The following is a 13,097-nucleotide window of genomic DNA, read 5'->3' as shown; positions in this document are numbered from 1 at the left end:
TTGCGTTAATTTGTGCAAATATAGACATATTCTTATTTTTAAAAATAATGTTTTAAAAAAATTAATCGTTCTTTTATTTTTAAATTTATACGGAATTTTCAGGATTTTTTTGAATGTGATAAAAGTCATTCTTTGGGTCTTCTTGAAATTTGTAATTTTATGCAATTCAAAAATTAAACAAATATGAAAAATATTATCGCGAAGGCATTATTTAAAAGTCATACTTATCCTGAATATCGCAAATTGGTTGCTGATTTATTAGTCGACGGAAAATCAACCGGTAGCGAACAATCTGAAAGTTTAACCAATTATAGTAAGCTGAACGATGCGAGAATGAATCGATTAGATAAAACGATAAAATTAACAGATGAAATTGTTTTAAAATTAGAGAATCTGGATCATAGATATATTTGGCTTGTAATTTCTGAAGGCTGGTGTGGTGATGCTGCGCAAATACTTCCAATTCTGAATAAGATGGCTTTGGCGTCAAATAAAAAAATTGATCTTAGAATTGTGTTGCGTGATGAAAATGAAGAATTAATGAATCAATATCTTACAAATGGCGGAAGAGCAATCCCGAAAGTTATTGTAATTTGTAAAGAAGCCGGAATTGTTCGTGCCGATTGGGGACCAAGACCAAAAGGAGCTTCTGAACTAATAGCCAACTACAAAAAAGAATTTGGTGTACTTGATGAAAAAATAAAAACAGATTTGCAATTATGGTACCTGGCAGATAAAGGTGTTTCGGTTCAGGAAGAACTCATGCAAATTATAGAAGATATTAAATATAATCGTCTGTGATTTTATTTAATTAAGATGCTGAAATAGGGGTTTTGTTGGTTAATGTGTTGTAATTGAATTTAATAGATTTTAAAAATATAATAAAATATTTTTTTTAATTTAAAAATTGTTTAACTTAGTCACATGATCCCACTTCTATTATTTATTTTCTGATTTACTCTTTTTATTGGTGTTTATTTAATGTTTAACAATTAAAATGCACTATTATGAAAAAGTTATTCGAAAGATTTTATGATTTTGTTTCAGGTGTATTGTTTGGAGGAAAAAATGTATGTAATTATTAACTCCAAAAAAAGACACCTTATGAAATAGAATTATTTTAGGAGTTGGCACATTACTATTTTTTAATTGTAATGTGCTTTCTGTTTTTAGTCAATTCTTCGACTTTCATTTAAATCAAAAAGAACTTTCTATTTGAGCGTTTTAAATTCTATTAAATATGGTTTTAATCTTGTTCCGTTTTGTTTTCTGAAATTATCCGAAATTAATATCTGATAGTGCTGATCTGGTTTTAGATCTGCTTTAAAAGTCCAGGATTTCATATCCGGTGCCCAGGTTTTTTCAGGATTTATTTTTGGAGAATAATTTTCGCCAAGCGGACCAAAATCAATACCCGTATTGCGTCCGTTCAATGGTTCAGAAAATGTAATCGTAATTTCGGTTATGCCCGGTTTTACTTTTTGACTTCCGTTTTTAAAAGCTGATACAGATACAACAGTTGGTCTCTGTTTCTCATAATTCTGTTTTAGTTTCTTTACGCTTTCCGGAAATAATTTTACAGCATCAACAATCTTCTCAACTTCTTTTTCATTATGATAATCCAGTTCGATAAGAGTTTTTATGGCTTTTGTTTTGTCTTTTGCAGCGTTGTAATAGCGTTCACAGATTTCGTAACCAATATAATAACCAAGATCTCTTACTTTTAAACTGTTTTTGTTTTCACCCCACATCCAGTTATAGTTATTGCTGATAATGTACAAATCAGTAATAAATTGATCAATTACCTTTTGCTGATTCTTTTTACCGAATTCGATCGCAGGAGTATTTGGTTTTTCGTCTGTTGCGTGACATGAAATAAACTCAGCAACACCTTCGTACAAACACATTGATAGTAGGTTTTCGACTAATTCTTTTTGCTGCGTATGCACATACTCGTGCGTACATAATAATGCGATGTTTTTTCTTGGATTGTATTCTTTATAAAAAGGCTGTCTCCATTTAGGAAGTTCGTTGATGAACGTAGTTTCGTCTGCGAGACTCAATTCGCTTCCAATTAAAACACGATCATTTTGTATCGTGCCGTTTGTTCTAAAAGCGCCAATAGAGAAATAAATAGTTGATGGTTTTAAATCAGGATAAGCGTGTTGTAGTTTGTCAATTGCAGTTTCAATTTCAGGACAGAGCTCATTTACATTTAATGTATTTGGCCTTAGTGAATTCCAGAATTCGGGATATTTATTTATTGCATCGACATATTCTTTGAGCGTATAATTTCGAACCTCAATTAAACTTTTTAAACCTGGAGTTCCTTTGTCGATATAAAGTTCTTTAAAAATTTGGTATTGTTTTAAAGTGTCCTTTTCGTTGCTGATTTTATCATAAGCATTCCAAAAATGATCAATATCGACAGAAACAATTTTTTGATTTTGGCTATAAGAAGATAAACCAAAGACAGTAAGCAATGTCAAAAAGAGATTTTTCATATTCTTGTTTTTAAAGCATATACCTAAAAGTATAAAAAAAAGAAATGATACCAATTTATTGACTGATTCTGAAAGGGCTTTTTATTTTGAATCAGATTGCAGACTTTCCTCAAATAAAGTAACATCAATGGCATTCTTTACGTCATAATCGCCAATTTTAGTTCGGCGTAAAACGGTCAAATGCGATCCTGAATTCATTGCTTTTCCAAAATCATAAGCTATTGATCTGATATAAGTTCCTTTACTGCAAACAATTCTAAAATCTACTTCAGGCAATGCGATTCTTGTAATTTCGAATTCGTGAATAGTAGTTTTTCTGCTTGCAATTTCTATGGTTTCTCCTGCACGTGCATGTTCGTATAAACGAACACCATCTTTTTTAATAGCCGAAAAAATAGGTGGCTTTTGATCGATTTCTCCTAAAAATTGTTTTACAGTTTCATGAATCAAAGCTTCGTCGATATGCGAAGTTGGAAAAGTTGCATCGATTTCGGTTTCCAGATCATAGGATGGAGTAGTGGCTCCAATGAAAAAAGTTCCTGTGTATTCTTTTGCCTGACCTTGTAATTCGGTGATTCTTTTAGTGAATTTTCCGGTACAAATTAATAATAATCCGCTCGCCAAAGGATCTAATGTTCCCGCGTGGCCAATTTTGAACTTTTTAGGAAGTCCAACTTTATTAATCAATAGATATTTTAATTTATTGACAGCTTGAAACGAACTCCATTTTAAAGGTTTGTCTATCAATAAAACTTGTCCGTTTAAATAATCTTCAGGCGTCATTATATTATGGTAAGGGGATGAATGAAAAAGTGAATCAATAATAAAACGATTCCGGCGATTATTCTGTAATAACCAAAAACTTTAAATCCGTTTTTAGTTAAAAAGCCAATAAAAGTTTTAATCGCTAAAAGTGCCACAATAAATGCAACAACATTACCAATAACTAATAAATTAACCTGATCATGAGATAATTCGAATCCTGCTTTATAATAATCGTAGCATTTTTTTGCAGTTGCACCCAACATTGTTGGTACAGCTAAAAAGAAAGAGAATTCAGCAGCTGTTGTTCTGGATAATTTTTGAGACATACCTCCAACGATACTGGCTCCACTTCGTGAAACTCCCGGAATCATCGCCAGACATTGAAACATTCCAATTTTAAAAGCTTGTAAATAGGTGATTTCCTGCGAAGTCTCAGCAGTATTTGGATTATTGAACCATTCGTCAACTTTCAATAAAATTAATCCTCCTATTAAAAGCGAAACCGCTACAGTAACCGGATTTTCTAATAAACCATCAATAAAATCACTTAATAATAAACCTAGAACTACGGCCGGAATAAAAGCAACCAAAAGCTTAAAGTAAAAATCAAGTGTTTGAAAGAAACGTTTAAAGTATAAAACTACTACAGAAAGGATTGCACCAAGTTGAATAACAATGGTAAAAAGTTTAGTAAAATCTTCGTGGGCAATACCAAAAAAAGAAGAGGCAATAATCATGTGGCCAGTTGAAGAAACAGGTAAAAACTCTGTAATTCCTTCAATTATGGCAAGAACAATAGCTTGTAAAGTATTCATTTAATTTAGATTGTTAGATTATTAGACTTCTTAGATGTCAGACTTTTTTAAAGAGATTAATCTAATAATCTTAAAGATCTAAATTGTCTAAGCAGTCTAAAGAAAGTCTATTTAGATTTTTTGAAAATAGAATAAATCGTAATTCCAAAACCAATTAAAACAGTAGTTGGAGCCAAACGAATACGTCTGAAATTAAAAACATCTTCATTAAAAATATTAGGATCTTTACTTCCTCCGCCAGACATTAAAATAAAGCCTAATGCGATAACCCCAATTCCGATTAATAGAATTTTGTAGTTAATACCATCAAAAAGAAATTCTTGTTTTTGTGGCTGTTGTTCTGTATTGTTATTGTTTTTCATCTTACTATTGCGAGGAACGAAGCAATCCTCTATTTATATGAATTATCTTTTTTACTGTAAACTAAAAGCTGAGACTGAATACTTTTTTAATAAAGATCGTCTGTTCTTAAGTTCAGGAAACGTTGTGTTGCAAAATGTGTACTTACCCAGGTAATTAAAACTCCAAGTCCAAAAACGGCTAATAATACCAAACCAATTAAGACTTTATCTTCTAAAATACCTAAACCAGGAAAATTAGTTTCTACATAAAATAAAAGACCAATCAAGGCAATGATCGCCAATCCTGCGCCTAACATTCCTAGTTTTACACTACGTGTTACAAAAGGTTTACGAATAAACGATTTTGTTGCACCCACCATTTGCATGGTTTTAATGATGAATCTATTAGAATGTATCGATAAACGTAATGAACTGTTAATTAATAAAACAGCGATTATAGCAAGGAAACCGCTAATAATCAAAATCCACATACTTACTTTTTTGATGTTGTCGTTTACCAGATTTACCAATTGTTTGTCGTAAACGATATCTTCGATCATGGTATTTTTACGCAATTTACTTTCGATTTGCACGATGCTGTCTCTCTCAACATAATCTGCTTTTAAGTGAATGTCGTATGAATTCAATAAAGGATTTTCTCCTAAAAAGGTCAGGAAATCTTCTCCAATAATATCGGTGTGTTCTTTTGCTGCTTTGTCTTTGGTAACATAAACATAAGATCTTGCGAAAGGAGCTCTTTTCAATTCAGTGTCAAATGCTTTTATCACACTATCATTAGCTTCATTTTTAAAGAAAACTGTCATTGCAATTTTTTCTTTAAAATCATTGGCCAATTTTTTAGAATTAATAATGAATAATCCTAGTACTCCCAAAAGGAATAAAACCAGGAATACACTTAGTACAACCGAAAAATAAGAGGAAATTAACCTGCGCTTTTGAAATTTATCAAAGTTAGAACTCATAGTTTGCTTAAATTATGTGGTAAAAATAATAAAGAATTTCTTTATTTGAAGTTAATAACGATCAAAGTTTTGACTTTCGTACTATAAATGTACAATTAGATGTTGAATAAAAAGTTTATTTAGCCGCAAAGCTTTATTTTTTAATCACGCAAAGACGCAAAGTCGTAAAGAAAATAAAAAGCTTTAGTTCTCAAGCTTTGCAATTGTTGATCTTAAAATTTGATTTTACCGCAAAGTGCGCAAAGTCTTTATAACAGATTGTGTTTAGATTATGTTGAAAAAGGCAAAGTTCGCAAAGCTTTGGGGAAAATAGAACTTAGAAAAATTTACTACAGATTATACAAAGACTCACACAAAGTTAATTAACATTCAGCTTTGCGAACTTTGTGTTTTTACAAAGCCTTCAAAATTTAAAAAACTTTGCGCGCTTTGCGGTTAATGTCAATAGTTAAGTTCCCTATTTCAAATTACTTCGTTTCCCAAACCAATGATAAATAATACAATCCGCCAATTGACGGACCTCCCAAGATAGAATTATAGGTTTTGTTTAAAATATTAGTTCCGCCAAGTTTCGTAGTAAGGCCTGTTTTTTTGAAATTGTAGTTGATCTGTGCGTCCATCGACCAATAAGCAGGAACCGTTCCGCTGACTAGAAAAGAAACATAATCAAAATTGTTCTGATAACGTGCCGTTGCACTTGCACCAAGATTTTTCCAGATATTGTTTACGATTAAAGTTCCGTTGATATTGAATTCAGGAGTATTAAATCCGTCCTCGAGACCATCTTTATCATCAGTTCTGTCGAGTTTGGTATAAGTAACATTGGTTAAAGCGGTGAAAGTTGGATCAAAACGGTATTTTAGACCTAAACTTCCTCCGTAATTGTAGATTTTGCTTTTAGAATTGGTCCATAAACGATATCTATTTTGTGAATTTTTAGAATATAATGCGGTCGGAATCTGATTAGGATCTTTAGTATTTGGGATACTTGCTTCGACTTGTGCAATGAAATTTTTATACGAGTTGTAATAGAAATCAGCATCAATAAAAAGATTTTGTTTCAGGGCAATTCCTCTAAAACCAAATTCGAAAGAATTAACAAATTCAGGCTGTAAATATGTATAAGGGTTTTTCTGAATCGTGTTTTTGTTCTTTTCAATAGCTTGCGCCTGAGTAATTCCTAAGGTATTTACATCGCTGTTTACCTGCGATTGAAATTTATCAATTGAAGCTTTGGTATATGAATTCTCAAAAATACCATCAGACATGATTCGGAGCCCGCCAACACGTTTTACACCGCCACTATTTACGTTCGAAAAGCCTTCAAAAATACTCGGGAAACGATAACCGTTTTGATAGGAGGCTCTAAAGCTGATTTCGTTTTTAGGAGCATAAACGGCTGTAAATTGAGGCGTAAATTTTGTATTGAAATAATCGGCTTTGTCCATTCTTATTGTTGCACCAAGACTTATTTTTCGATCTAAAAAATCTTTCTTCAATTGGGTAAAAGCACCCGTTTTTTGGTACGTTAAATTTTCAGAAGGATTTACCGGATTGATAAAATAGTTTCCGTCAGGTACAATAATATAATTTCTGTAATCGAAACCGCTCAATAATTTTGCGTCTATTTTTTCGAAAAAAGTAGAGAAAGCTTTATCCCAATTGAATAAACCTTCGGCATGAACCAAAGTCGATTTTACTCGAAGTGCAGCACCATAATCCCAATTGTTTATATTTATTAATTGTTCTTTTTTCTCATTATACGCTGCTGTTCCCGGCTCAAAACGACCTTGGTCAGAAGATGTTCTGGCTATTTTGTGTGCATCGGCAACCGCAACTCCATTGGTTATGGCATTTTTATAAGCAGTCGAGTAATCGGCAAACCATTGATCATCTGATTTATAAGCGCGATCCATGTTTTCGGCAAGAGAACGAAGATTGTATGAATTTCCGGTATTCTCGAAAGTAGCATATCCTTTTACCTGAAAAACAGGCGTATGGTAATCTAACGCAATTTGGTTTAAAGTATAATTATCCAATCTAAAACGGTTCGAACGCTGATAAATGGTATTAATTAATGCTGTTTTATAAGTCAGCGCCAATTCGTGGTCTTTTTTCGGACGGAAATAAAAACCAACATCAGCTTTGTAATTTTTAATGTCATAATCTGTAATGTCTGTTTCGCGATATCCTGTTCTGGCAACAACATAATTTTTGCCATTCAGGTTTAATGTTTTTCTGTTTGCCGATTCATTTCCGTAACCATTTACTTCGTCATAAGCCGGATTGTTTGCGCCGTATAAATTGGTCGAAGCATTTGCGTTGGGTGCCAAATCAGTTCGGTCATCCGCAACCCAATCCGTTCCGCCTGTAGTAGAAGCATTAATTTTGAAGGCAAATTTTTCATTGAAAGCTTTTGCAAATCTCATATTAAACTGCGAATACAACTTCGGTGAAAACCGATCAATATTACCAACATGATTTACTCCGGTTAGTTGCTGAATGCTGACACCCTGATATTCAAATGGATTTTTAGTCTGAATATTTGCCAGACCATTTATAGCGTTCATTCCGTATAAAGCAGCAGCCGTTCCCGGAATAATTTCTATTTTATCAATATCAAGATCGTTGGCACCTAATGCATTGGCAATTGGCGCGCCCAAATGTGGAGCCTGATTGTCGATTCCGTCTACTAATTGTGCAAAACGTACATTGGTTGAGTTGGCAAAACCTCTTGTATTGATAACCTTAAAACCTAAACTTGGCGTAATAATCTGTACGCCTTTTACATTTTCAAGCGCTTCATAAATACTTGCTGATCCCATTATTTTGGCTTCCGCCGATTTTAACTGTTCGATACTTATAGGTGAACGCATTATTTTTTCGGAACGGCGAGAAGCTGTAATTACAATTTCATTTAATTCTTCTTTTTTGATGCTATCCTGAGGTGTTTTTGACTTTTCTACCTGAGAAAAACCAGTAAAGCTTATGAGAAACAGAAAAAGGTAAAGTTGAATTTTCATGATTGTAATTATTATTCAGTGTGTTTAAAAATGAATACTGATAGATTTAAAAGAATATTTTCGGCTTAATTTTTTTATAAAATAGGGTACGATTTTAAAACTTTAGGTTTTGAGTTTCTTTTTGGGCGAAATCTTTAATTCGTTTTTCGATTTCATAAAAAACGGTTATGGCTTTTTCACCCGCTTCAGTTAGTTTTGCGCCGCCTCCACCTTTTCCACCAAGAAGTTTTTCGACCAAAGGACTTTCGGCACGCTGATTCATTTCTTCGACCAATTGCCACGCCTGGCGATACGCCATTTTCATTTCTTTAGCAGCATTTGTAATCGATCCGGTTTTTCGAATGTTTTCTAATAACCAGATTTTTCCAATTCCTAAAAAAGGACCGTCAGCTTCTTCAATCCAAAGACGTACTTCGATAGAATATTTTTTATTATTTTCCATTTTTACACATTAAAAAACATCTTTAAAAATACTCTATTTTTAGTAAAATTATTCTTCAAACAATAAAAGTGTTTAAAAAGTCCAATTCCGTTCTTAAATAGTAGAGTGCAAATTTGATTATTTACGGATATTTAAAGAATGATTTTTATCACATTTTTTAATCTAAAAAAATTACTTTGGTACAATCCACAATAAACGTAAATTTGCGGTTTATAATTAATTAGTGAAAAAGTCTTTGAACCTTTGTCACTCTGAACCTTTGAACCTTAGAAATGAAATACAATCCAAACGAAATCGAAGAAAAATGGCAAAAGTATTGGGCAGAAAACCAAACTTTTGCTGCAAAAAATAATTCTGAAAAACCAAAGCATTATGTTCTGGACATGTTTCCTTATCCGTCAGGAGCAGGATTACACGTTGGGCACCCGCTGGGTTACATCGCTTCAGATGTTTATTCTCGTTTCAAAAGACATCAGGGTTTCAATGTTTTGCACCCAATGGGTTACGACAGTTTCGGATTACCGGCAGAGCAATACGCGATACAAACAGGACAACGTCCGGAAGATACAACGCGTGTAAATATTGACGGTGGAGTAGATAAAGAAGGAAAACAAATTGCAGGATACAGAAAACAATTAGATAAAATTGGATTTTCGTTTGACTGGAGTCGTGAAGTACGTACGTCAAATCCTGATTATTATAAACACACACAATGGATTTTTATCCAATTATTCAATTCGTGGTATTGCAAAAAACAAGGCAAAGCTTTTGAAATTTCAGAACTTGTAAAAGTTTTTGAAGAAGAAGGAAATGTTTTGGTTGAAGCAGTTTGCGATGATAATGTTGCCATTTTTACCGCAGCAGAATGGAAATCGTATTCAGACGATCAGAAAGAAAAAATCCTTTTGCAATACAGAATGACGTATTTGGCTGAAACCGAAGTAAACTGGTGTCCTGGTTTAGGAACTGTTTTGGCAAATGACGAAATTGTAAACGGAGTTTCAGAACGTGGAGGATATCCTGTTATTCGTAAAAAAATGACACAATGGAGCATGCGAATTTCGGCTTATGCAGAACGTTTGCTTCAAGGTTTAAATGATATCGACTGGAGCGAATCTATTAAAGAATCTCAAAGAAACTGGATCGGAAAATCGGTTGGAGCTTTAGTGACTTTTAATGTAAAAGATCATAAAGAAGTGATCGAAGTTTTTACGACAAGACCTGATACAATCTTTGGAGTTACTTTTATGACTTTGGCGCCAGAACATCCTTTGGTGGCTGAAATTACAACTCCGGAACAAAAAGCAGCAGTTGAAGAATATATCGAAAAAACAGCAAAACGTTCAGAGCGTGAGCGTATGGCCGATGTAAAAACAATTTCGGGAGTATTTACCGGAGCTTATGCAGAACATCCTTTTACAAAAGAACCAATTCCGGTTTGGATTGGAGATTATGTTCTTGCAGGCTACGGAACTGGTGCTGTAATGGCGGTTCCTTGTGGAGACGAAAGAGATTATGCTTTTACTAATTTCTTTAAAGGTCAAAACGGAATGCCGGAAATCAAGAATATCTTCGCTAATGTTGATATTTCTGAAGCAGCTTACGGATCTAAAGACAATATCGAAATCGCAAATTCTGATTTCTTAAACGGATTAAATTATAAAACAGCAACTCAGGCTGCGATTACGGCTTTAGAGAAAATAGGACAAGGAACCGGAAAAACAAATTACCGTTTGCGTGATGCCGTTTTCTCTCGTCAGCGTTATTGGGGAGAACCTTTCCCGGTATATTATGTAAATGGTTTGCCAAAGATGATCGATGCGCAGCATTTGCCAATTATCTTGCCTGAAGTAGAGAAATATTTACCAACCGAAGATGGTTTGCCTCCGTTAGGAAACGCAACAGTTTGGGCTTGGGACACAAAAAATAATAAAGTTGTCAATACAGATTTAGTAGATCATGCAACGATTTTTCCATTAGAATTGAACACTATGCCAGGTTGGGCAGGAAGTTCATGGTATTGGATGCGTTATATGGATGCGCATAACGAAACTGAATTGGCAAGTAAAGAAGCTTTGGCGTATTGGGAAAGTGTAGATTTATACATTGGAGGAAGCGAACACGCAACCGGGCACTTATTATATTCTCGTTTCTGGAACAAATTCTTAAAAGACAAAGGTTTTGCTCCAACCGAAGAACCATTCAAAAAACTGATCAATCAGGGAATGATTTTGGGTACAACGGCTTATGTTTACAGATTAGAAGGAACAAATACTTTTGTATCTAAAAATAAAATTGAAGGTCAAAATATACAGCCAATTCGCGTTGATGTTCATTTTGTAAATTCTTCAGATGAATTAAATATCGAAAAATTCAAAGCCTGGAGAGAAGATTTTAATACAGCTGAGTTTATTTTTGATGAAAACGGAAAATACATTGTAGGTCGTGAAGTCGAAAAAATGTCGAAATCATATTATAACGTAGTAACTCCGGATGATATTTGTAACGAATACGGAGCTGATACATTGCGTTTGTACGAAATGTTTTTAGGGCCGTTAGAACAAGCTAAACCTTGGAATACCGCAGGGATTTCTGGAGTATTTGGTTTCTTGAAAAAATTATGGAGATTGTATTTTGACGAAAATAACGGTTTAATCGTAAACAACGACGAACCAACAAAAGACAACTTAAAATCATTACATAAAACGATCAAAAAAGTAGCCGAAGATATCGAGAGTTTCTCTTTCAATACTTCAGTTTCTCAGTTTATGATTTGTGTAAACGAATTGTCGACTCAAAATTGTCATTCAAGAGCAATCTTAGAGCCTTTAGCAATTTTGGTTTCGCCTTATGCACCGCACATCGCTGAAGAGTTATGGTCGCAATTAGGACACGCAACTTCTATGTCTGAAGTTTCGTTCCCGGTTTTTGAAGCCAAACATTTAGTAGAAACGAATAAAGAATATCCAGTTTCTTTCAATGGTAAAATGCGTTTCACGATCGAATTGCCTTTGGATTTAACCAAAGAACAAATCGAAGAAATCATCATGAAAGACGAAAGAACACTACGTCAGTTAGATGGTAAAACACCAAATAAAGTGATTATTGTTCCTGGAAAGATTATTAATTTGGTTGGATAACCGAATAAATTCCAATATTAAAAATTCCAAATTCCAATTTTACGATTGGGGTTTGGGATTTTTTTGTCTTTATAGGTAATGTTTTAATGCCTTAATTTATGGTGTCATTTTTTATAAAATCATCGGTAGGTGTTCTGTTGTAAAATGTAGAATACATATGGCTAAAATGATTTAAATTAACGTATTTCAGTTTGTGGGTAACTTCTGCTATGGTGTTATAATCACCACTTTCCAGAAGCTGTTTGGCGAGTTCCATTTTTCTTTTAATGAAATAATGATTTGGAGTATCATCAAACATTTTTTGAAATAAAAATTTATACTTAGAAATAGACATAGCTGCTATTTCTGCCAAAACTAAAACAGAAGGAAATAAGCCATACAAATTATCCTGCATGTATTGTATGGTTTCATTCATGCCGTGTATTTCTGCATGGGTAAGATGATGATCTTTGGAGGTTTTAGAATATCTGTTGATAAAATTAGCCAGTAGTTTTAAGGTAATTCCTTTTATATAAGTGTCAAATGTATCATCAATAATTCGGTTTTTTAGAGAGCGTATTAGTACTTTACTGTTACTCTCGACATAATCGTAAAAGAAAAGTTGTTTTTCTGCTACCTTAATTTTTGCATTTCCATTTTTATAATCAGCAGCACTTTCGATTATATTGTTGAGTAAACTTTTGTTAACAAGCAAAATGAGCATAAATTGTGGTTTACCTACTGCGGGCTCGAACGTATTCAGGGTTTTATTTTCGAGAACCAGCATTCCTGAATTTACAGTGTGACCAATTTTGTGCCTTACATTACCAACCTGAATAATATTGGCAGAATCACTTAAGTCATAATGAATAATATAAAAATCTTCCTCTGTTGGGTATCTTGTCAGTTGTATCGGGATAGTAAATAAAACATCTACAAAAAGACTGGAAATTTCAGGCGTTACCGGCGTAAAATATAAACGGCCATTGCCAAATGTTTCAGATATATGTACTGTTTTTTCGTCTTTTATTTCTGCATCAGTTTCGTTTGCGAGTTTATAAAACCAATCCGGTTTGTGGGAATAAGTAAGACTAACTGCTCTCAT

General features: G+C 33.5%; 10 protein-coding genes. 2 read left to right on the top strand and 8 right to left on the bottom strand.

The window, feature by feature from the left end:
* The first annotated feature begins 183 nt into the window (after positions 1-183).
* A complete protein-coding gene (locus tag L0669_RS03005) occupies positions 184-801 on the top strand; it encodes a thioredoxin family protein (RefSeq protein ID WP_263761208.1) in 618 nt (205 codons plus the stop codon).
* Between the two features lie 410 nt (positions 802-1,211).
* On the opposite strand, the gene L0669_RS03000 is transcribed toward L0669_RS03005, so the two are convergent.
* From L0669_RS03000 to L0669_RS02970, 7 genes are all read right to left on the bottom strand, one after another.
* Positions 1,212-2,504 (bottom strand): Ig-like domain-containing domain, encoded by a 1,293-nt coding sequence (locus tag L0669_RS03000; protein ID WP_263761205.1) that lies wholly within the window; start codon positions 2,502-2,504, stop codon positions 1,212-1,214.
* 81 nt (positions 2,505-2,585) lie between these two features.
* Positions 2,586-3,287 carry a tRNA pseudouridine(55) synthase TruB gene (gene truB / locus L0669_RS02995; protein WP_263761203.1) on the bottom strand — a complete coding sequence of 234 codons (702 nt, stop codon included), beginning with the start codon at positions 3,285-3,287 and terminating at the stop codon, positions 2,586-2,588.
* Positions 3,287-4,084, bottom strand: coding sequence for an undecaprenyl-diphosphate phosphatase (locus L0669_RS02990; RefSeq protein WP_263761201.1), 798 nt, complete (start codon positions 4,082-4,084; stop codon positions 3,287-3,289). Before L0669_RS02990 ends, truB begins: the two co-directional genes overlap by 1 nt.
* A 107-nt stretch (positions 4,085-4,191) precedes the next feature.
* Positions 4,192-4,446: a DUF3098 domain-containing protein gene (locus L0669_RS02985; protein WP_173970354.1), complete on the bottom strand. Its 255-nt coding sequence runs from the start codon at positions 4,444-4,446 to the stop codon at positions 4,192-4,194.
* A gap of 86 nt (positions 4,447-4,532) precedes the next feature.
* Positions 4,533-5,408 (bottom strand): cell division protein FtsX, encoded by an 876-nt coding sequence (locus tag L0669_RS02980; RefSeq protein WP_173970353.1) that lies wholly within the window; start codon positions 5,406-5,408, stop codon positions 4,533-4,535.
* A gap of 467 nt (positions 5,409-5,875) precedes the next feature.
* Entirely contained in the window at positions 5,876-8,431 is a 2,556-nt protein-coding gene (locus L0669_RS02975) for a TonB-dependent receptor (protein ID WP_263761199.1), read from the bottom strand.
* Positions 8,432-8,525: 94 nt separating this feature from the next.
* Positions 8,526-8,873, bottom strand: a complete 348-nt coding sequence (locus L0669_RS02970; RefSeq protein ID WP_263761197.1) for a winged helix-turn-helix domain-containing protein — start codon at positions 8,871-8,873, stop codon at positions 8,526-8,528.
* A gap of 272 nt (positions 8,874-9,145) precedes the next feature.
* Between L0669_RS02970 and leuS the strand changes: the two genes are divergently transcribed.
* Positions 9,146-12,013 (top strand): leucine--tRNA ligase, encoded by a 2,868-nt coding sequence (gene leuS, locus L0669_RS02965; protein WP_263761195.1) that lies wholly within the window; start codon positions 9,146-9,148, stop codon positions 12,011-12,013.
* 91 nt (positions 12,014-12,104) lie between these two features.
* On the opposite strand, the gene L0669_RS02960 is transcribed toward leuS, so the two are convergent.
* The gene (locus tag L0669_RS02960) at positions 12,105-13,097 is read right to left on the bottom strand and encodes a helix-turn-helix domain-containing protein (protein ID WP_263761193.1); all 993 of its coding nucleotides are present in this window, start codon (positions 13,095-13,097) and stop codon (positions 12,105-12,107) included.

The sequence above is a fragment of the Flavobacterium bizetiae genome (assembly GCF_024271895.1).
GTDB lineage: Bacteria > Bacteroidota > Bacteroidia > Flavobacteriales > Flavobacteriaceae > Flavobacterium > Flavobacterium bizetiae.
This window is presented reverse-complemented; position numbering and strand designations above follow the sequence as displayed.